This window comes from Mesorhizobium sp. LNHC252B00, from assembly GCF_000502955.1.
In the GTDB taxonomy this organism is placed as follows: Bacteria; Pseudomonadota; Alphaproteobacteria; order Rhizobiales; family Rhizobiaceae; genus Mesorhizobium.
Genome location: NZ_AYWO01000001.1, coordinates 452,768 through 471,480, shown reverse-complemented (window position 1 = coordinate 471,480; position 18,713 = coordinate 452,768). Strand labels below are relative to the sequence as shown.

Sequence of the window (18,713 nt, the reverse complement as noted above, 5' to 3'; positions counted from 1 at the left end):
TTCGATGCCCTTTTTGTCATTCAAAGTCTCGCGCGCCGGCGCTCGTAAACCGAATAGCGCGTCGCGTGGCTGTCCTTTTCCCCGGCTGGAACGTCCTGGGAGCTGACGACGCGCCAGGAATCCGGGTCGATCGGCGGGAAATGCGCATCGCCGTCGACCGTTGCCAGTATATGGGTGACATGCAGCCGGTCGGCCAGCAGCAGCGCCTGGCCATAGATTTCGCCGCCGCCGATGACACAGACCTCGTCCACCCCGGCCATGCAGCGGCCGCGCACCGTTGCCAGCTGGATCGCGGCTTCGAGCGAGTGCGCGACCTCGACGCCGTCGGCGCGCCAGGCCTTGTCGCGGGTGACCACGATGTTCAACCTGCCCGGCAGCGGCCGGCCGATGCCTTCATAGGTCTTGCGACCCATGATGATGGGTTTGCCCATCGTATCGGCCTTGAAGCGCTTGAGATCGGTGGAAAGCCGCCAGGGCAACCCGCCGTCTCGCCCGATCACGCCGTTCTCGGCAATGGCAACGTATATTGCGACATGCATCAGTTGGCGTTCCCATCATTGCGATCCGACGGTTCGAGCAGAAGGATGTCGATGTCGTGCTCTGGATCGAAATCATCCGCCGTCATCTCGAATGTCGTCGGCCCGACCTTTTTGACATTGTCGCCGCAGAACGAGACCAGGGCCCTCGGATTGCCCTTGTCGACCGTCAGTTTGAACTTGCCGATCGAACCCGCTGCCCAGTTGCCGCCTGTGGTCAGGATATAGGCGATCCGATTTTCATAATACTTTGAATAGCCGTCGGCGTCGTCCTTGGCCGCCTTGCGCACCGCGTTCTCGAATGTGTCGTCCATGCAGTAGCGCGTCTTGTAGGTCGCGTACTGCCCCTGGAACTTGCCGTCGTAGAAAAAGCTGACCGAAGAGGTGCCGCCCACGCTCGGCTTGTAACGGTGGGAAACGTGGACGTCCTTGCTGGCCGGAAAGGTTGAGCGCCACCAATAGGTCGAACGCAATTGCCAGAATGGCGTGTAGACCTTCTTCGCCTCCGTACCGTCGCCGCCGGTGTCCTCGATGATGATGCCGCGGTTGACCCAGTCATCGGTAACCGCTTGAGGCAGCTTGGCCAGCGCCGCCTTCGCCGCGTCGCCGAAAGGATAAAACGGCACGTTCTGCGCCTTCAGATCGGCGCTGATGTCGATCCCGAGCGCGAACACCTTCTGCTCGAGCTGCGGCTTTGCCGGCGCGCCATCGATCGTCACCTCAAAGCCGAGGAAATTGTCGCTCTGATCGTTGGGCAGTGCCGGCCTCTCTTCGGGGTCGCCTTCGATGTCGGGCATCGGGAAGGCAACGATCGCGTCGACATCCCGATCGGTGTTGTTGTGGAAGACGTAGTCGACCGTCACCTTTTCCGGCGAGATGAAAAGATCCTCGCTTTGCATCGCCACCGCATCGCTGCGCGACAGGATCAGGCCGCCAGTGCCAAGTTCGGCAACTGAATCATTGGCGAATGCGGGCGCAGCCAGCAGGGCCAGCGCGGCGGTCAGAACATATCGCAACATGAAAGCCTCCTCGGCTGGAATGCTTACAGACCCTAGCCGTTTCACCGTGGCGTTTCAAAGCCCTTCCGTATCCGCGGGTAAGCCCAAGCGGTCTGGACTAACAGGTTCCGATCGGGCAGGAGTTCGCTCCATGCGCAAGCTTCTCGTTATCGGCATCGGCGCCGGCAATCCCGACCACATGACCGTGCAGGCCATATCAGGCCTGAACCAGGCGGACGTGCTGTTCATTCCCGACAAGGGCGCGAAAAAGAACGAGCTCGCCGACCTGCGCCGCCAGATCTGTGACCGCTTCGTCGCCAACCCGAAGTCACGCCGCGTCGAATTCGAGGTGCCGGTGCGCGACCTGCCAATAGAAGATGGGCCGGCCCCCTCCTATCGCTCGACGGTCGATGACTGGCATGAAGCCATCGCCTCGATCTACGAGGACCTGATCGGCGACGAGATTGCCGGGGATGGCTGCGGCGCCTTTCTGATCTGGGGCGATCCCTCGCTCTATGACAGCGCCTTGCGCATCCTCGAGCGGGTGCGCTTGCGGGGTAACGTGGCGTTCGAGCTTGAGGTAATACCCGGCATCACCGCCATTCAGGCGCTTGCCGCCAGCCATAAAATGGCGCTGAACCGGATCGGCGATTCCGTCCTCATCACCACCGGCCGGCGCCTGACGCAGGAAGGCTTGGCCGACAATGCCGGCAGCACCATCGTCCTGCTCGACGGCAAATGCGCCTTCAACACCCTGGAAGACAAGGACGCTGTCATCCATTGGGGCGCCTATCTCGGCACGCCGGACGAGATTCTCATCTCTGGCCGACTCGGTGACGTCGGCGCCGAGATTGAGAGAACCCGCGAAGAAGCCCGCCGGAAAAAGGGCTGGATCATGGACACATATCTGCTTCGCAAGCCTAGTGAACAGGACTAGTCCCTACTGCCTACTGCCTACTGCCTACTGCCTACTGCCTACTGCCCTCCACTCAGCCAGCATCGATCTCCGCCTGTAACGCCTCCATATGTGTGGCTGCAGCGGCAGAAGCCGCACGCTCGATGGCGCGGAAGCGGCTGACCACGGCGAGCCCCGCGCCCGTCAGTTGCGCGCCGCCGCCCTTGCGGCCACCGGTCTGTGCCGCCACCAGTGGCTTGCCGAATACCCGGTTCATGTCCTCCACCAGGTCCCAAGCGTGCTTGTAGGACATTTCCATGCCGCGTGCGGCGGCCGAGATCGAGCCGAAGGCGGCGATCTGCTCCAGGAGTTCGATCTTGCCCGGTCCGATGCGCCCGTCTGGATCGAGATTTATCCGCAAGCTCAACGACGGCATTTTTTCTCCTCCGCAGTCACGCCCAATCCCATACTAGAGACTTCCCGGCGAAACCGCTATTCCAAAAAGACATAGCGACGATCATCCGTCCGCCTCACCGGGCAGGCCGGCGCTGGTGCTGGCCCGGTCGAAGCTCACCGTCTTGACCACCGCGAAAACCTTGCCTCCGAGATGAAGCTTCAGCGTCCGCCGCGACTGTTCGGTGATGCGGGCAAGCACGGTTGCGCCGTTGCAGTCGATGCCGACGTCGACCGCCGGGCTCTCGCCGGAGCTTATCGCGGTAATGGTTCCCGGCAGGATGTTGAGCGCGCTGAGCCCTGCCGGATGTTCGGTGGCGATCATCACATCGCGGGCGCGTATGCGGATGCGCACAGCCGCCCCCGCCTTCATCGCCAGCCGTGGCACACGGATCTCACCAGCCGCCGATCCGAGCACGGTCATGCCGAAAGTCTCGTCGTGACGCAGCACCCTGGTGTCCAGCACGGCGCCCCCCTCGCCGCGTTCTTCCGCCGGCAACAGGTCGAGCCTTTGCATGACTGCCTCGGTCGGACCGCTGGCGATGACATGGCCTTGCGCCAGCATCACCACGTCGCTTGCCAGCCGCGCCACCTCGGCGACCGAGTGGCTGACATAGACGATCGGGATTTTCGTCTCGTCGCGCAGCCGTTCGATATAGGGCAGGATCTCAGCCTTGCGCGCCTCGTCGAGCGAGGCCAGCGGCTCGTCCATGAGCAGCAATCCAGGGCTGGCAAGCAGCGCCCGGCCGATTGCCACACGCTGCTTCTCGCCGCCCGAGAGCTTTGCCGGTCGCCTGTCCATGAGCGGGCCGATGCCAAGCAGATCAACGACGGCATCCATATCGGCATAGCGCTCCGCTGGCGGCGTGAACCAGCGGCCGTAACGCAGATTGCCGGCAACACTCATATGCGGAAACAGCCGCGCATCCTGGAAAACCACGCCGATGCGGCGCTTGTGCTTCGGCACGAAAAGGCCAGCATTGGTATCGACCAGCACGCGGCCGTCGACCTCGATGCGTGCCTTGTCGGGCCGGATCAGCCCGGCGATCATGTTGATCAGCGTCGTCTTGCCCGACCCCGACGGTCCGAACAGTGCCGTCAGCCGTCCGGCGCTTTCGAAGCGGGCGTCGATGGCAAAGCCGCCCAGCCGATGGCCGATATCGACGAGAACGCTCATTCGATGTCCATCCGCCGGCCGACACGCCGCGCCAGCACTTCCGAAGCCACCAGAGCGGCCATGGAAATGACGATGGAAATCAGCGTCAGCCGCAGCGCCCCTTCATCGCCACCCGGCACCTGCGTAAAGGTGTAGATCGCCGACGGCAACGTCTGCGTCTCGTTGGGAATGTTGGAGACAAAGGTGATGGTCGCGCCGAACTCGCCCATCGCCTTGGCGAAGGACAGGATCGCGCCGGCGATCAGCCCAGGCAGGATCAGCGGCAAAGTAATGGTTGCGAAGACCCAGGGAGGGTTGGCGCCGAGCGTTCCCGCCGCCGCCTCCATCTTGCGGTCCACCGCCTCGATCGACAGCCGGATCGCCCGCACCATCAGGGGAAAGCCCATGACGCCGCAAGCCAGTGCCGCACCCGTCCAGCGAAAGGAGAAAACAATGCCGAAATGGTCGGCCAAGAAGGCGCCGGCCGGCCCGCGCCGGCCAAAGGTCAGCAGCAGCAGATAGCCGGTCACCACGGGCGGCAGGATCAGCGGCAGATGCACCAGCCCGTTGACCAGGGTCTTGCCCCAGAACTGTCCTCGAGCAAGCAGCAGCGCGATCAATATGCCTGGCGGCAGGCTGGCGAGCATCGCCACCGTTGCCACCTTGATCGACAGCCGGATCGCATTCCATTCGTCGGGAGTGAGGTCCAGCAGCCAGTTCATATTGCGAGATGAAGCCCCTTGGAAACTCAGTTGCTCGGTGCGAGCACGGTAAAACCCTGATCCTTGAACAGCCTACCGGCCTTCGGCGACTGCAGGCATTTCAGGAAAGCCGGCGCATCCTTGTCCTTCGAATCGGCGATCTGGGCAACCGGATAGATGATCGGCGGATGCGAATCCCCCGGGAAGGTGCCTACCACCTTGACGCCCTTTTCGGCGTGCGCGTCGGTGGCATAGACGATGCCGAGGGCTGCCTCACCTGTTGAAACCAGCTTGAGCGCCGCGCGCACATTCTCGGCCTGCGCCACCTTGCCCTCGACCGAGGACCAGACGCCGAGCGATTCGAGCGCGGCCTTGCCGTACTTACCGGCCGGCACCGCTTTGACGTCGCCCATGGCGAGCCTGCCGTCGCCGATCAGCTTGGCGAGGTCAAAACCTTTCTCGATCTTGGTTTCAACCGCCGAGCCCTTCGGCGCCACCAGCACGATCTCGTTGCCGAGCAGCTTTACTTCGGTGTCCGGCTTGGTCAGCTTCTTGTCGGAGAGATATTTCATCCAGTCGAGGTCGGCTGAGATGAAGACGTCGGCTGGTGCCCCGCTCTCGATCTGCTTGGCAAGCGCCGAGCTTGCGGCATAGGAGACCGTCGCGGCCTCGCCGACATCGGCCTCGCAGGCCCTGTTCACCGCATCGAGCGCGTCCTTGAGGCTGGCCGCGGCAAACACCATCACCTTGTCTTCCGCATGTGCTGCCGGAACTGCCATCAACGTCGCCGAAAGACCGCCGATGGCGATCACCCTCGGTCCAAAACCTTTGCGCGTCATGGAAAGTTCTCCCTGGTTCGAATCCGATCTGCTCGAAGCCTGCCCACCGATATATCCGCATGAATATAACAAGGGAAGGCCCGGCAGCACCACTTCGCATCCCGGGATCGACATTGGCGGCGCCATCGTCACCGCTCGATCACCAAAGAGCCCGTCGGTGGACAACGCGTCGGACGTGATGGCCAGCATCGACTGATCGGCGCCTGATTTCAGGGTTGAGTAAAGCGCAGGGGTTTTAGACCGCGATCGGCGCCTTGATCGACGCGTCGGCGGCGTAGTTTTCCAGCCGGAAATCCTCGAAGCGGAAGGCAAACAGGTCCTTCACCTCCGGATTGATCCACATCGTCGGCAACGCCCTCGGCGTGCGCCGCAGCTGTTCGCGCGCCTGCTCGAAATGGTTGGAATAGAGGTGCGCGTCACCAAGCGTATGGACGAAATCGCCGGGCTTCAGCCCGGTCACTTGCGCCACCATAAGCGTCAGCAAGGCGTAGGAAGCGATGTTGAAAGGTACGCCCAGGAAGATATCGGCCGACCGTTGATAAAGCTGGCAGGAAAGCCGCCCTTCCGAGACGTAGAACTGGAACAGGCAGTGACAGGGCGGCAACGCCATCGCTTCCACCTCGGCTGGATTCCATGCCGAAACGATCAGCCGCCGCGATTGAGGGTTTTTGCGTATCTCCTTGAGAAGGTTTGCAATCTGGTCGATTGAGCCACCATGGCCGTCCGGCCAGGAGCGCCATTGCTTGCCGTAGACGGGGCCGAGGTCGCCATTCTCGTCGGCCCATTCGTCCCAGATCGAAACGCCATGGTCGGTCAGGTATTTGATGTTGGTGTCGCCGGCCAGGAACCACAGAAGTTCATGGATGATCGACTTGAGATGCAGCTTCTTGGTGGTGGTGACGGGAAAACCGCGCGCCAGATCGAAACGCATCTGATAGCCGAAGACGGAGCGCGTTCCGGTGCCGGTACGGTCGCCGCGATCGGCACCGTTATCCAGCACGTGCTGCAGGAGGTCGAGATACTGGCGCATCGGTTCCGGCTCGATTCGGTTGTCCAGCCATCATAGCTGACGGACAGGCGGCCGAACACCAGAAAGCAGCGCAAATCCTGCCCGAAGGTCGCCAGTCCCCAACAACATCATCGGCTGGCGCAAGGCTCGCGCCAGCCTCCGCAAATTGACGCGCGATCGTTAGAGGGAGCCGAGCTTGCCCAAATCCTTCGCAACCAGATAGTAGAAAGTCACCCGGCTTTTGGTGTTGTCGGCGGACATTGCCTTGCACGTCTTTTCGATGGCTGCATCGGCCTTGCCGGCATCGGCGATGCCGAGCTTCTTGGCAACCCAGTTGGTCCTGACGCGTTCGAGTTCCTTCGGATCGGTGCAGGACACCAGCGAGGAATCGCGGTTCCTGAGCGCAATCCCCAGATGCTTTACGATCTTTTCGACCGCATCCGCACTGGCGCCAACGTCGTATTTCTTCACGTCTGCAAGATAGTCGGTCATCAAAATTCCCCTCGTCGGCGCCACGGATCCGATCGATGAGGGTTGTGGCGCGCTGCTGCAACGTGTGCGCTAGGTCGGTAACTCCTCACCATAGCAAAGCTTCGGTGGAGACCGCGCCCAAGTCAACCCTTTGGAGACGCGGTTTGACACGGGACAAAGTGCCATTGCGGCCTTTCATTTCTCGCGATGGGCCCCTATATTCAGTTTGTCGGCTTGACCGACTATGGCGATAAATGGGCGATGAAATAAGCCGTTCGGACCCGGGGGCGGTACCCGGCGCCTCCACCAAAAGCCGCTGTTGGCGACAGAGCGGTTTTTGCTGGGGGCGAAATAGGATCGACGAAGGTGTAAAGATCGTACTTTTGCCCGGCATAGTACCACCGTTATCGGGCTAAACCTGTAGTTGCAAATGACAACTATGCGGAAGCACGTCTCGCCGCGTAAGCGGTGCGATAGCTTCAATTCAAGCCCTAGGGGTTCGCACTTCTAGGCGGGGTTCGGAGGTACCTGGCAACAGAAACCTCCACTTCTCCCCTCCTCCTTCAATTCTGCGTCACGCGCAACGGCAGCTTCCGGTTGAGGAGCGTGTCCGCTTCATCCACGGCGTAGCTGGCCTGCGGGCATGAAAAAGGCCGGACGAACCCGGCCTTTTTCATGCGTTTGCGCTTGCCTATTCCGCCGGGGCCTCGACCGTTTCGCGCGAACGGCCGAGCGTGACCTTGGCCAGCGTGAACGAAATCACCGCGCACAGCGTGATGCCGGCCACCATCGGCAGCGGCGTACCGTCGAAGAACACCCCGGCAACGCCCATTGCGAGGGCACCGATGGCGAAATGCAGCGTTCCCATCAGCGCCGAAGCCGTGCCGGCGATCTCGCCATGTTCTTCCATGGCCAACACCGAAGTGGTCGGGATGACCAGACCGAGGAAGCCGTAGCCGACGAACAGCAGTGCCGCCATCACGTCGAGCCGGTCGATGCCGGTCGCCATCACTGCAAACAGCACCACCATCGTCGTGGCATAGCCGGTCACCGCGACGCGCACCACGCGCCGCAGCCCGAACCGCTCGGCCAGCAATCCCGTCAACTGGGACATGCCGATGAAGGCAACCGCATTGATCGAGAAGAACACGCTGTAGACCGAAGGCGACAGCCCGTAGTGATCGATCAGGATGAAGGACGAGCTCGACAGATAGACGAAGAAGCTCGCAATGCCGAAGCCGGCGATCGCCACAAGGCCAAGGAAGTTGCGGTCGCCCATCAGGAAGCGGTAGCCGGCAAGCGCGGTGCCGAAGGAGGAACCGACGCGTTCTTCCGCCGGGCGCGTCTCCTTGAGCGAGGTTGCCAAAAGGATGGTAGCCAGCAGTGCCGCACCCGTCACGGTCCAGAACACGGCGCGCCAGCCGAAATTCTCGATGATCTGGCTGCCGGTCAGCGGCGCCAGGATCGGCGACACCGAAAACACCAGCATCAGCAAGGACATCAGCTTGGCGGCCTCGTTGCCGGTATGCAGGTCGCGCACGATGGCGCGCGGCACCGCCATGCCGGCGCTGGCGCCAAGCCCCTGCAGGAAGCGGAAAGCGATCAGCCATTCGATGTTGGGCGCCATGGCCGACCCGATGCCGCCAACCATGAACAGCGCAAGGCCGCCATAAAGCGGCAGCTTGCGGCCGACCATGTCTGAGATTGGCCCGACGACAATCTGGCCGAAGCCCATCGACAGGAAGAAGATCAACAGGCTCATCTGTACGGCAGCGGTGCCGGCGTTGAGATCGGCGCCGATCGACGGCAATGCGGGCAGATACATGTCGATGGCGAACGGGCCGATGGCGGACAACAGGCCGAGCACGACCGCAATGCGGAGGAATTTGGGACTCATGATAAGGGCTTCTTTCAAGACTGGTTGCCGCCGCGGGCGACGTCTAACCTAGGACGTTCCATCCCATGAGATTCCGACACCTCAAGAGCGAATTTTGTTCGTCTCTGCGGGCGAAATCTCTTCATTTTATGTCCACAAATTTAGACAGTCTTGTCTAATTCGTCAATCACCTCTATATAGATTTTTATGAAGCTGCACGTCTCTCCTGACACTTTCCCGCCACGCGGCCATGAGGCCAAGCGTCTGTCGATCGTCGATTCTGCAGCTGCCGTGTTTTGCCGCGAAGGGTTCGCTGGTGCCAACATCGATCTGATCGCAGCCGAAGCCGGCGTTTCGCGCCAGACCATCTACAATCATCATGGTGACAAGGAGAAATTGTTCGTCGCGGTGGTTCGTGATCTGACCGAACGCTGCAATGTCGGCATCTTCGCCACCATCGCCACCTTCCCCGATCAGCCCAAGGATCTCGAAGCGGATCTGATCGGCTTTGCCGTTCGCTTGAACCAGAACTGCATCTGCAGCCGTGACGGAAAATTCCTGCGCAAGCTGATCCAGACCGAAGGTGAGCGCTATCCCGAACTGTTTGCAGAGTGGCGCGAACAGGGACCGGGCAGGACATGGCCGGCGATCGCCGCCCGCTTTGCCCGCCTCGCCTATGGCGGTTACCTCGCGATCGAGGACCCCGATGTGGCGGCACGCCAGTTCCTTGGCCTCGTCAATGCCGAACTGCAGACGACCTTCATGCTTGGCGGCTCGCCGCGCGAGGATGAAGTGGTGCAATCCGCGACAAATGGCGTTCGCACCTTCCTGCGCGCCTTTGGCAAGCGCCGCTCCGCGGTATCGGTTGAAAAGCAGACCGCGCTCGCCGGCGCCTGAGCGATCAAATCGTTGGCAATAGTCCTCGTATCGGTTCGGTGGCGGTCTATATCAGGTTTACGCCGCCCTAAAGCTTGATTACAGCTATGCGGACGATTCAACGGAACCCGACCGTCACATGGCCGACGACCACATTCGCTATGACATTCTGGCCCAGGAGGCGTTGCGCGGCGTCATGCGCAAGGTCCTGGCCGAAGTCGCGCGTACCGGCCTCCCCGGCAACCACCACTTCTTCATCACCTTCCTGACCGGTGCACCGGGTGTGCGCGTGTCATCGCGTCTGCGCGAGCGCTATCCCGAGCAGATGACCATCGTCATCCAGTTCCAATATTGGGACCTGAAGGTGACCGACACCGGCTTCGAGGTCGGCCTGTCCTTCTCCGACGTGCCGGAGAAGCTTGAAATCCCGTTCTCGGCCGTGCGCGGCTTCTACGATCCCTCGGTCAATTTCGAGCTCGAATTCGACGTCAAGACCGATGCTCAGCCCGACGAAGAACCGGCAACACCGACACCCGAGCCGCTGACCATCGTCTCCGAGAAAAAGCCCAAGGCCGAAAAGAAGGCTGCCGCCGAGGCGGAGAAGAAGCCCGCGGCGGCGGACGCCGCCACCAAGGGCGCCGAAGTGGTCTCGCTCGACGCCTTCCGCAAGAAATAAGCCCGCAGTTAACGCCATGGCCGACATCGTCAATCTCCGCCAGGCCCGCAAGCAGAGGGCGCGGGACGAAAAGGTGCGGATCGCCGAACAGAACCGGGTGCTATACGGCCGCTCCAAAGGTGAAAAGCAACGCGACCACCTAGTTGCCGACCAGGCCGAGAAATTCGTCGCTGGTCACCGCCGCGAGCCATCCGGCGGCGAAAGCGAGCAATGAGCGCTCCGCAGTGAGCGCGGTCGAAAAGCGCTCGGTGACCATTCGCGGCCACCGCACCAGCTATTCGCTCGAAAAACCCTTCTATGACGACCTCGTCGCGATCGCGGCCACGCGGCAATTGACGCTCGCGGCTCTTGTCGCCGAAGTCGACGAGACGCGGCCTCGCGACACCAACCTGTCCTCGGCGCTGAGGCTTTATGTGCTCGAGTGGGTGAAACGCGGAACGAGTTCCTAGAGGCCCTCGATCGTCGCTTCCTTTTTCCCGCGCCTGGTGCGGAATCCGAGCAAGGTCGAGCGATCACGCTCCTCGGCCTGCTTCCTCGACCGCACACGCATCAGATCCTTCCAGCCGACATAACCGACCAGTCGCAGGTCTTCACGGCTAACGACGGGCAGGTGGGAGACATTGGCCATCAGCAGCTTGTCGGAGAGGCCTTCAAGATACTCGTCCGGATAGGCCAGCGTCACCTTGCTACCGGCCAGCAGCTCGCCAAGCGTCGTGGTGCGGTGCCTGCCGGCACGTCTCCAGCGCAAGATCGCCGGCGGATCGATGAGACCCAGCACATGGCCGTTCTCATCGACCACCGGAAAACTCGGATGCCGTGTTTCCGGCGCGGTCAGGAAGGCTGCTGCGCCATGCAGCGTCATCGTCGCCGGCACGCTTTCGACCTCAGATGTCATCACCTCGCGCACTCTGGTCAAGGCGAACGGATCGACACGGTATTCGCGAACCAGATGGTGTCCCCTTCTGGCAATCTTCTCGGTCAGGATCGACCGCTTCATCAAAAGCACGGTGACGGCGTGCGCCGCGGCGCAAGCCGCGATCAGCGGCACCAGTATATGCGTATTGCCGGTCAGTTCGACGGCAAAGAAGGTGGCTGTCAACGGCGCGCGCATCGTGCCGCCCATGGTGGCGGCCATCGCCAGCAGTGCCCAGAAGCCCGGATCCGCCGCGGGCAGAACGCCGGCCAGCACCGCCCCCATCGCCCCGCCCATGATCAGCAGCGGCGCCAGCACGCCTCCCGACGTTCCCGAGCCGAGCGCAACCGACCAGATGATGGCCTTCACCACCAGAAGGAGGAATGCCGCGGTCGCGATCGTGCGGCCGTCCAGCATGTCAGTGATGTTGTCATAGCCGAAGCCGAGCGCGTGCGGCTCGATCAGCCCGCCTATGCCGACCACCAGACCACCCAGCATCGGCCACCACATCCAGTGGATAGGCAGCTTCTGGAAGCCGTCCTCGCAGGCGTAGACCATCTGCGTCAGCAGCCCCGACAACAGGCCTGCCGCGACCCCGATCGCCACCCAGCCGGCAAGGCCGACAAAGGATACCTCCATACCGCCCTGAAACGGAAAGATCGGTCCGGGCAGATGCAGCATGGTGCGCTCGACCTGGGCAATGATTGCCGCGACCGCCACCGGAATAAAGCTGCGCGGGGTCCATTCGAAAAGCAGCAGTTCAACGGCCAGCATGATGGCGGCGATCGGTGTCCCGAAGACCGTGGTCATTCCCGCCGCCGCACCTGCAACCAGCAGCGTCTTGCGTTCGGTATCGCTGACCGGCAGCATCTGCGCGATCAGCGAGCCGATCGCTCCGCCTGTCATGATGATCGGACCCTCGGCGCCAAAGGGCCCGCCGGAGCCGATCGAAATCGCCGACGATAATGGCTTCAGGATCGCCACCTTGGCATCGAGCCTGGAACGCCCGAGCAGGATCGCCTCGATGGCCTCGGGAATGCCGTGACCGCGGATTTTCTCGCTGCCGAAGCGCGCCATCAGGCCTATGATCAGCGCGCCGATCACCGGGACGATGACGGAGGCATAGCCAAGCGGCGTGTCTTCGAGTTTCAGGTCGGCGAGCGTGAACTGGCCGAAATAGGCGATGTTGGTGGCCAGCCGGATCAGCTTCAATAGCGCGATGCCGGCAACCAGTCCGGCCGTCGCCACGACCACCGCAATGGCGGCAACAAGCAGCACCCTGGCATCAGTCGTGAAATCACGCAGATGCTCCGGGTTCGAGTGGTGGATCTTCATGGCGGGCTTTGCTTCCTGGCGGCGGGCCGTATGTGGTTGCGGCACGGTCGAAACGGCCAGCCGAGGTTTGTCGGTGGCTATCTATCGTAACACGATATATTTGTTCAAGCCGGTTTCGCCCGAAATCCGTTTGAGCTTTCGTCGGAAAACGAACACATGTCTGATATGTCGCAGCCACAAAAACCACGCCCCGCCATCAGCCAGGCCGACTACCAGCGGCTTTCCGAGTTTCGCTACCTGATCCGCCGCTTTCTCGAATTCAGCCAAATCCAGGCGGAAGGCGCCGGCCTGACTCCGCGCCAGCATCAGGCGCTGCTGGCAATCAAGGGTTTCCCCGGCGGCGGGCCGGTGACGGTTGGCGATCTGGCCGAACGCTTGCGCACTCGCCATCATAGCGCCGTCGAGCTGGTCAACCGCCTTTGCGAGGCAGGGCTGGTCGCTAGAAATCAGGACAAGGACGATCATCGCCGCGTGCTGCTGCAACTGACCGGCCGCGCCGACGATTGTCTGGCCGAGCTTTCGGCGGCACATCTCGACGAGCTGTCGCGCATCGAACCGATGTTGAGGCGGCTGCTCGATCGGGCGTGAAGCCCAGATGCACGGAAAGAGCTATTTTCCCGTCACCCGGAATCCTTTGGCTTTGCCGCAACGTCTCGGACATGAGCATGGGGCAACGAAGAGGAACAACTGCGATGAAACGCCTCCTGATACGCTACAAGACGAAACCGGAACGGGCCGACGAGAATGAACGACTGGTCAAGGGCGTATTCCATGAGCTGCGGGAAAAATCGCCGGACGGCGTTCGCTACATGACATGGCGTTCCGACGACCGGACCTTTGTCCATCTGGTCGAGACGGAAACCGAGGCCCATGCCGATATCATCACCGGGCTGGCGGCATTCGAGGCCTTTCAGATTGGCATCAGGGATCGCTGCATCGAGCGTCCACACAGCGAGGAAATGACCGTGGTGGGCAGCTACCGTATGCTCGACCAGTAGGTGGAACACGGTACGCATGAACATCACCATTGACGTCCAACAACGCGAAGTCTTCAGCCGCCTGTTCGGCGAACTGCGTCCAAAGCTGCACCGCTACTGCGCCCGCATGACGGGCTCAGTCATCGACGGTGAAGACGTGCTGCAGGAAACCCTGGCCAAGGCATTCGAGGCGCTGCCGAATACCGGCCCGATCGCCAATCCGGAGGGCTGGCTGTTCCGCATCGCCCACAATACGGCGCTCGACTTCCTGCGCCGGCGAGCCCGTGAAAAGTCTTTTTCCGATGAGGACCTGGACATGATCGTCGATCCGGCAAACCCCACTGCCGCCCGTCAGGCCGCGGCGGCCGGCCTTCATACCTTCATGCGCCTTCCCGTCACGCAGCGAAGCAGCGTCATCATGATGGACGTTCTGGGCTATTCACTGCAGGAGATCAGCGCCACGCTCGACACCAGCATCCCCGCCATAAAGGCGGCGCTGCATCGTGGTCGTCATCGGCTGCGCCATCTTGCGGACGAACCGGACGACCGCCCTGTTCCGAGATTGAGCGGCGCAGAGCGTCTGCTGCTCGATGCTTACATCGATCGCTTCAACGCCCGCGATTTCGACGCCGTGCGCGACATGCTGGCCGATGAGGTGCGGCTGGAGCTGGTGGCAAGGACGCGGCTGAATGGTCGCCAGGAGGTCGGCACCTACTTCCACAACTATTCCCAGGTGCAGGATTGGCGTTTCGTGGCGGGCTTTATCGAGGGCAGGCCGGCAGCCCTCGTCCGCGACAGCGATGATCCAGCGGCGCGGCCATCCTATTTCATCCTGCTGGCCTGGCAGGACGGCAAACTCTTGACCGTCCGAGATTTCCGCCACGCCCGCTATGTCACCGACTGCGCCGAACTGCTCGTTCTCTGAGACTATCCCAGGACGGGAAAAGCCTCCTGCTGCCTACTGCAGCGACTTCAGCAGATTGTCGATGGTGAACGGATTGGACTTCGGCTTGGCCGGCGGCGGGTTGTCGCGAGCCTCCGGCAGCGGCGCACGCTCCACCTTCGGAGCCTGTGCGGCGTTGCGTTTAGCCTCGAGCCTTGCCTTCTCCTGCGGCGAGGCAATGCGCATCGCCTCTTCCGCCTTCTGCCGCTCCTGATCGGCCTGCGCCTTGGCGGCCTCGTCGGCAGCCTGCTGTTCGGCCGCGGCCTTCGCGTCGGCATCCGCCTTCGCCTTCGCATCCGCTTCAGCCTGGGCCTTGGCGTCGGCCTCGGCTTTCGCTTGCGCATCCGCTTCAGCCTGGGCCTTGGCGTCGGCCTCGGCTTTCGCCTGCGCATCCGCTTCGGCCTTCGCCTCAGCCTCGGCCTTAAGCCGCGCTGCTTCCTCCTGCTTGCGCAATTCCTCGGCGGCCTTGTCACGCTCATCCTGCAGCGCCGCGTAGTAGCGTACCTCGCGCCGCAGCCGCTGCTTTTCGAGCAATTCGGCCTGCATCGCCTCGACACGCTGCTGCTCCCTTTCCAGCGCGCGCTGGGTCAGGAACTGCGCCAGCGGCTCGCTGTCGAACTCTCGTTTCACCGCGCCGAGGGGGCCCTCGGCGGTGAAATTCACCGTCGGCTCGGAGCCGACCAGGGCTTCATCGCCCGGCCGATAGGCGATCGTCCCCTCGGCGGAAATCTTGCTGGTATTGAGATCGGCCGCAATGTCGGCGGACAAGGTCGCTGCCGGATTCTCGAGGTTGACCGGCGGCGCCCTGAGCATACCGCCAGCAACCGTGAAGGCGATGTCGGTGTCCTTGGCGGCAAAACTGCCATCGGCGGCGATTTCAGGCGCAAAGCCGGCGGTCTTCGCCGCATCGATATCGCGACCGATCGCATCCGCCTTGGCGAGGAATGCACTGAACGCATCGGGATTGACGCCGGCGACCTGCAAGCCCCTCAACGCCGCCGTACCGGAGCCGGACAAGGCGGCCACCATCCCTTCGACCGATTTGCCGCTGCTTGACAGCGCCGTCGAGAAATCACCATTGCCGCTGATGCCGGCATCCGGCAGCATGGTCGCAAGATCGGCGCCGGCCAATTTCATCTGCCCAGTGAAAAGTCCGGTGCCGTCATTGTTCTTCAGCTCGAACAGGCCGGTCAGCGCGCCACCCAGCAATTTCGCCTTGAGATCCGAAACGCGAATACCTTCCTGGTCGAGCTTGAGCGAAAAGGCGGCATCATACGCAGTGGCGAACCGACCGGCGGCAAGGGCTGCCGTCGTCAGATCGAGATCGGCGGTGAACGGCAGGCTGGATTTCTGGCTGATAGGCGTGGCCGGCCACGCCCCACCCTTATCGACCCCTTCCTTGTCGGCAAGAAAGGCGGAATCGCCAAACAGCGCCACCGCCATCGGATCGAGATCAAGTTCGTCGAGCACCAGCGCTCCGGCCAGATGCGGCACGCCGTCCTTGACGTCGACATTGACGTCGCCGGACACCGCCGCTTCGTTGATGGCGCCGCTGAGTTCGTCCAGCACCAGCAGCCCGTTGCCATAATCACCCTGCGCCGAGAGCGACGTCGACATGCCAGCCCCCATGCCTGGCAGGCCGATGCCTGACGTCATCAGCCATGGTTCGATGTCGGCAGCGTCGAGGCTAAGCTTGCCCTTGGCGGCGAGGCCTTGCGGCGTATCGGCGATCGTCCCCTCGAAACCGGCCTTGAAGTCGTCACCGGCAAGGCTGAAACTCGTCGCCAGGCCGCCGCCAAGCGTGCCCTTGGCTTGGATGTCCGTGCTTGCCTCGCCCAGCATGCCAAGCGGCAGCGCCGGCAGGCCGTAGAGCGCCAGCAGCGCAGTGGCGTCAGGATTTTTGGCGTTGAAGGTCAGCGCCACCGGCGCTTCGAGAAGCTTGTCCCCCGCCCCCCTTCCCGACAGCGAGGCGGAAAAAGCCGACCCGCCGGCCTTCCCTTGCCCGCTCACCGCCAGGCCCGAGGTGCCGTCGCCATTGTCGGCGGCACTCGCCACCAGGTCGACGCGCGCATCCTGGAACAGCTCGGGATAGGCGGCGGCACGGCTTGCCAGTCCCTTGAGCACGGCGCTGTCGGGATAATGCTGGGCGGCGACGTCGATCAATGGCTTAAGGTCGACGGCAACCACCGAGGCGTCGAGCTTGCCGGTCGGGCGTGCCGGGAAATCCTTGATCCTGCCGGTGGCGCTGATCGAGGCCCCGGCCAGCCCGCCCACCGACAGCCGGTCGATTTCGAGCAGCCCGTCGCGCAACCTCAGCGCGGTATCGACCGTGTCGGCGGTCAGCCCGCCGGCGCTGACCGGCCCTGCCTTGATCTGGAAATCGAGGTCGCGGTCGGCAAAGCGATTGGCGCCCTTGTCGCTGACGAAGATCGAGGCAAAGGCCGCCAGGCCGTCGACATCGAGCTCGCCGCCTTCGAGCCGCATCAGCACCGACGGCTTGGCATCGTCAGGTTGGCTAGCATCGATGCGGCCGGAAAACTTCGCCTTGCCCAGGATCAGTTCGAGGTCACTGAAGGCCTGCCGCTTTTCCGAGAGGTCGACCTTGGCTTTGAAGCCGGCGGCGGGCAAACGGCGGACCGCCTCGTCGACGTCCTTCGACAGCCACGCTGCAAAACCCGAAGGCTGAGCCACGGCCAGCAGCAACGAGCCGTTGAAGCCGAAATGGCCCTCCACATTGAGCAAGACCTTGCCATCGGCTTCCAGCCTGGTGCGACCGGGCAAGGTCGCTGCAAGCGATTTCACCGACCAGCCGCCATCGACCGGCTCGGCGGAAAGATGAACGTCGCGCACCGTGGTGTCGCCGGCCACCACCGCTGGCAGCTTGACCTCGACGGTACCGGGAATGGTCGGCTTCGGCAGATCGAGCAAAGCCTGCTCCAGCCCTGCAATGCGCTGATCCAATGTCAGGCCGGCACCAGCTTGCGCACCCACCGCCTCGTCGAGCTGCACCTGAGCGCCACTGGCTTCGATGGCAAAGCTCGGCTTTAGCCCGAGATCGACCGAGGCCTTGCCGTCGGCGGTGTAGGGATTGTCGAGCGGCCCGGTCTCGAAGCGAAATTCGTCGACGCCCAGCTTCTGATGGTCGAGCGAAAACTTGCCGTTCAGGCGAAAGCCCGGATCGGGCTTGCCGCCAGAGACCTTCACCGTCTCGCCATCGGTGCCGCGCAACTCTGCGCTGTTCTTGTCGGCACCATTCTTGTCCTGATTTGAAATCTTGAACTGGCCCGAATAGACGGCCGCCCCATTGACGATGCCGGCATTGCCGTCGGTCTCGATGACCAGCGGATAGACATCGGGATCGGCCTTCAGCCGAAGCCGCATCTGTCCGGTGCCTTCTGCCTTGCCGGTGGAGGCCGCGACCGCGGTGCGCAATCCGTCCAGCCGAAGCGTGCCGTCCATGCGCCACGGGCCGGCCAGCGACTTGGCCGAAATGGTCGAGTTGATCTCGGACATGAGATGGCTGCGCCCGCCGGCCGCATGGCGCAGCTCGACCTGGCCTTCCGTCACCGTCAGCTTTTCGATCGAGATCTGGTTGAGATCGAACGGCGAGGACGGCCGCATCGCCCAGTCGACCGTGCCATCATTGGCGATATCGATGGTCGCTTTCGGCCGCACCAGCCGCATGTCGAAGATCAGCACTTCACCGCGCAGGAAGGGTGCGAGTTCCGCATCCATCGAAAACGTCTCGACGGTCATGGCCGGCTGGCCGTTGGGGCCGCCGGCGACGGCGACATTTGCGAAGGTCACCGACGGGAACGGCAACAGCCTGGCCGTGGCGTCGCCCCGCACGGTCACCTTGCGGCCGAGAATGGCGCTTGCCTCGCGTTCGAAATCGGCGCGGTAGCTAGTCCAGTCGACAAAATACGGCACCACCAGCGCCGCACAGAGCACCAGCACAAAAAGGCCACCGAAGGTCACGAACAGGCGAGCGAGCATCAGCTCCGAACAGGTTGATTGAAATTCTGCCGCACTCTACCCGCATCCGCGTGTCGATAAAGA

The 18,713-nt window shown here is 62.7% G+C and carries 20 protein-coding genes and 1 other RNA gene; 10 read left to right on the top strand and 11 right to left on the bottom strand.

The window, feature by feature from the left end:
- Window positions 1-20: 20 nt before the first annotated feature.
- On the bottom strand, window positions 21-539 hold the full coding sequence (locus X744_RS167090) for a dihydrofolate reductase (protein ID WP_023757075.1): 519 nt from the start codon (window positions 537-539) through the stop codon (window positions 21-23).
- A complete protein-coding gene (locus X744_RS167095) occupies window positions 539-1,555 on the bottom strand; it encodes a DUF4424 domain-containing protein (protein WP_023757074.1) in 1,017 nt (338 codons plus the stop codon). Before X744_RS167095 ends, X744_RS167090 begins: the two co-directional genes overlap by 1 nt.
- Before the next feature lie 130 nt (window positions 1,556-1,685).
- Between X744_RS167095 and cobF the strand changes: the two genes are divergently transcribed.
- Window positions 1,686-2,471, top strand: coding sequence for a precorrin-6A synthase (deacetylating) (gene cobF / locus X744_RS167100; protein ID WP_023757073.1), 786 nt, complete (start codon window positions 1,686-1,688; stop codon window positions 2,469-2,471).
- Between the two features lie 52 nt (window positions 2,472-2,523).
- Here the strand turns inward: cobF and X744_RS167105 are convergent, their stop codons facing one another.
- From X744_RS167105 to modA, 4 genes are all read right to left on the bottom strand, one after another.
- On the bottom strand, window positions 2,524-2,865 hold the full coding sequence (locus X744_RS167105) for a winged helix-turn-helix domain-containing protein (protein ID WP_023757072.1): 342 nt from the start codon (window positions 2,863-2,865) through the stop codon (window positions 2,524-2,526).
- Window positions 2,866-2,946: 81 nt separating this feature from the next.
- Window positions 2,947-4,059 (bottom strand): molybdenum ABC transporter ATP-binding protein, encoded by a 1,113-nt coding sequence (gene modC, locus X744_RS167110; RefSeq protein WP_023757071.1) that lies wholly within the window; start codon window positions 4,057-4,059, stop codon window positions 2,947-2,949.
- A complete protein-coding gene (gene modB / locus X744_RS167115) occupies window positions 4,056-4,760 on the bottom strand; it encodes a molybdate ABC transporter permease subunit (RefSeq protein ID WP_023757070.1) in 705 nt (234 codons plus the stop codon). Before modB ends, modC begins: the two co-directional genes overlap by 4 nt.
- Window positions 4,761-4,786: 26 nt before the next feature.
- Complete coding sequence (gene modA, locus X744_RS167120) at window positions 4,787-5,578, bottom strand: molybdate ABC transporter substrate-binding protein (RefSeq protein ID WP_023757069.1); 792 nt, start codon at window positions 5,576-5,578, stop codon at window positions 4,787-4,789.
- Between modA and X744_RS167125 the strand changes: the two genes are divergently transcribed.
- On the top strand, window positions 5,541-5,774 hold the full coding sequence (locus X744_RS167125) for a hypothetical protein (RefSeq protein WP_156938472.1): 234 nt from the start codon (window positions 5,541-5,543) through the stop codon (window positions 5,772-5,774). The genes modA and X744_RS167125 overlap by 38 nt on opposite strands.
- Before the next feature lie 39 nt (window positions 5,775-5,813).
- On the opposite strand, the gene X744_RS167130 is transcribed toward X744_RS167125, so the two are convergent.
- Together X744_RS167130 and X744_RS167135 are read right to left on the bottom strand one after the other, a co-directional pair.
- Window positions 5,814-6,608: a thymidylate synthase gene (locus X744_RS167130; protein ID WP_023757067.1), complete on the bottom strand. Its 795-nt coding sequence runs from the start codon at window positions 6,606-6,608 to the stop codon at window positions 5,814-5,816.
- A 159-nt stretch (window positions 6,609-6,767) separates the two neighbouring features.
- A complete protein-coding gene (locus X744_RS167135) occupies window positions 6,768-7,079 on the bottom strand; it encodes a DUF2853 family protein (protein WP_023757066.1) in 312 nt (103 codons plus the stop codon).
- Window positions 7,080-7,247: 168 nt separating this feature from the next.
- Here X744_RS167135 and ssrA point away from each other — a divergent pair.
- Window positions 7,248-7,607, top strand: a transfer-messenger RNA (tmRNA) gene (ssrA, locus tag X744_RS1000000171370).
- Between the two features lie 142 nt (window positions 7,608-7,749).
- On the opposite strand, the gene X744_RS167140 is transcribed toward ssrA, so the two are convergent.
- On the bottom strand, window positions 7,750-8,955 hold the full coding sequence (locus X744_RS167140) for a multidrug effflux MFS transporter (RefSeq protein WP_023757064.1): 1,206 nt from the start codon (window positions 8,953-8,955) through the stop codon (window positions 7,750-7,752).
- A gap of 186 nt (window positions 8,956-9,141) precedes the next feature.
- Between X744_RS167140 and X744_RS167145 the strand changes: the two genes are divergently transcribed.
- The 4 genes from X744_RS167145 to X744_RS167160 all read left to right on the top strand — a co-directional run bounded on the left by X744_RS167145 (window position 9,142) and on the right by X744_RS167160 (window position 10,935).
- Window positions 9,142-9,831 carry a TetR/AcrR family transcriptional regulator gene (locus tag X744_RS167145; RefSeq protein ID WP_023757063.1) on the top strand — a complete coding sequence of 230 codons (690 nt, stop codon included), beginning with the start codon at window positions 9,142-9,144 and terminating at the stop codon, window positions 9,829-9,831.
- Between the two features lie 118 nt (window positions 9,832-9,949).
- Window positions 9,950-10,486 (top strand): SspB family protein, encoded by a 537-nt coding sequence (locus X744_RS167150; protein ID WP_023757062.1) that lies wholly within the window; start codon window positions 9,950-9,952, stop codon window positions 10,484-10,486.
- A 16-nt stretch (window positions 10,487-10,502) separates the two neighbouring features.
- A complete protein-coding gene (locus X744_RS167155; protein WP_023757061.1) occupies window positions 10,503-10,700 on the top strand; it encodes a DUF4169 family protein in 198 nt (65 codons plus the stop codon).
- A gap of 10 nt (window positions 10,701-10,710) precedes the next feature.
- Window positions 10,711-10,935, top strand: coding sequence for a ribbon-helix-helix domain-containing protein (locus X744_RS167160; protein WP_023757060.1), 225 nt, complete (start codon window positions 10,711-10,713; stop codon window positions 10,933-10,935).
- Here the strand turns inward: X744_RS167160 and X744_RS167165 are convergent.
- Complete coding sequence (locus tag X744_RS167165) at window positions 10,932-12,734, bottom strand: chloride channel protein (protein WP_023757059.1); 1,803 nt, start codon at window positions 12,732-12,734, stop codon at window positions 10,932-10,934. The two genes, X744_RS167160 and X744_RS167165, sit on opposite strands and share 4 nt — an antisense overlap.
- Before the next feature lie 156 nt (window positions 12,735-12,890).
- Between X744_RS167165 and X744_RS167170 the strand changes: the two genes are divergently transcribed.
- The 3 genes from X744_RS167170 (at window position 12,891) to X744_RS167180 (ending at window position 14,636) form a co-directional block, all read left to right on the top strand.
- Window positions 12,891-13,322 carry a helix-turn-helix domain-containing protein gene (locus tag X744_RS167170; RefSeq protein WP_023757058.1) on the top strand — a complete coding sequence of 144 codons (432 nt, stop codon included), beginning with the start codon at window positions 12,891-12,893 and terminating at the stop codon, window positions 13,320-13,322.
- 104 nt (window positions 13,323-13,426) lie between these two features.
- Window positions 13,427-13,732, top strand: coding sequence for a hypothetical protein (locus X744_RS167175; protein ID WP_023757057.1), 306 nt, complete (start codon window positions 13,427-13,429; stop codon window positions 13,730-13,732).
- Window positions 13,733-13,748: 16 nt separating this feature from the next.
- Window positions 13,749-14,636: a sigma-70 family RNA polymerase sigma factor gene (locus X744_RS167180; RefSeq protein ID WP_023757056.1), complete on the top strand. Its 888-nt coding sequence runs from the start codon at window positions 13,749-13,751 to the stop codon at window positions 14,634-14,636.
- Window positions 14,637-14,669: 33 nt separating this feature from the next.
- On the opposite strand, the gene X744_RS167185 is transcribed toward X744_RS167180, so the two are convergent.
- Window positions 14,670-18,650, bottom strand: coding sequence for an AsmA family protein (locus X744_RS167185; protein WP_023757055.1), 3,981 nt, complete (start codon window positions 18,648-18,650; stop codon window positions 14,670-14,672).
- Window positions 18,651-18,713 lie beyond the last annotated feature (63 nt).

Excerpts from the sequence above, each read along its gene's own strand:
- X744_RS167165 (WP_023757059.1), bottom strand. The coding sequence starts at position 12,734 with ATGAAGATCCACCACTCGAACCCGGAGCATCTGCGTGATTTCACGACT.
- X744_RS167130 (WP_023757067.1), bottom strand. The coding sequence starts at position 6,608 with ATGCGCCAGTATCTCGACCTCCTGCAGCACGTGCTGGATAACGGTGCC.
- cobF (WP_023757073.1), top strand. The coding sequence starts at position 1,686 with ATGCGCAAGCTTCTCGTTATCGGCATCGGCGCCGGCAATCCCGACCAC.
- modB (WP_023757070.1), bottom strand. The coding sequence starts at position 4,760 with ATGAACTGGCTGCTGGACCTCACTCCCGACGAATGGAATGCGATCCGG.
- X744_RS167145 (WP_023757063.1), top strand. The coding sequence starts at position 9,142 with ATGAAGCTGCACGTCTCTCCTGACACTTTCCCGCCACGCGGCCATGAG.
- X744_RS167140 (WP_023757064.1), bottom strand. The coding sequence starts at position 8,955 with ATGAGTCCCAAATTCCTCCGCATTGCGGTCGTGCTCGGCCTGTTGTCC.
- X744_RS167175 (WP_023757057.1), top strand. The coding sequence starts at position 13,427 with ATGAAACGCCTCCTGATACGCTACAAGACGAAACCGGAACGGGCCGAC.
- X744_RS167185 (WP_023757055.1), bottom strand. The coding sequence starts at position 18,650 with ATGCTCGCTCGCCTGTTCGTGACCTTCGGTGGCCTTTTTGTGCTGGTG.
- X744_RS167125 (WP_156938472.1), top strand. The coding sequence starts at position 5,541 with ATGGCGATCACCCTCGGTCCAAAACCTTTGCGCGTCATGGAAAGTTCT.
- X744_RS167150 (WP_023757062.1), top strand. The coding sequence starts at position 9,950 with ATGGCCGACGACCACATTCGCTATGACATTCTGGCCCAGGAGGCGTTG.
- X744_RS167095 (WP_023757074.1), bottom strand. The coding sequence starts at position 1,555 with ATGTTGCGATATGTTCTGACCGCCGCGCTGGCCCTGCTGGCTGCGCCC.
- modA (WP_023757069.1), bottom strand. The coding sequence starts at position 5,578 with ATGACGCGCAAAGGTTTTGGACCGAGGGTGATCGCCATCGGCGGTCTT.
- X744_RS167155 (WP_023757061.1), top strand. The coding sequence starts at position 10,503 with ATGGCCGACATCGTCAATCTCCGCCAGGCCCGCAAGCAGAGGGCGCGG.
- modC (WP_023757071.1), bottom strand. The coding sequence starts at position 4,059 with ATGAGCGTTCTCGTCGATATCGGCCATCGGCTGGGCGGCTTTGCCATC.
- X744_RS167180 (WP_023757056.1), top strand. The coding sequence starts at position 13,749 with ATGAACATCACCATTGACGTCCAACAACGCGAAGTCTTCAGCCGCCTG.
- X744_RS167105 (WP_023757072.1), bottom strand. The coding sequence starts at position 2,865 with ATGCCGTCGTTGAGCTTGCGGATAAATCTCGATCCAGACGGGCGCATC.
- X744_RS167135 (WP_023757066.1), bottom strand. The coding sequence starts at position 7,079 with ATGACCGACTATCTTGCAGACGTGAAGAAATACGACGTTGGCGCCAGT.
- X744_RS167090 (WP_023757075.1), bottom strand. The coding sequence starts at position 539 with ATGCATGTCGCAATATACGTTGCCATTGCCGAGAACGGCGTGATCGGG.
- X744_RS167170 (WP_023757058.1), top strand. The coding sequence starts at position 12,891 with ATGTCTGATATGTCGCAGCCACAAAAACCACGCCCCGCCATCAGCCAG.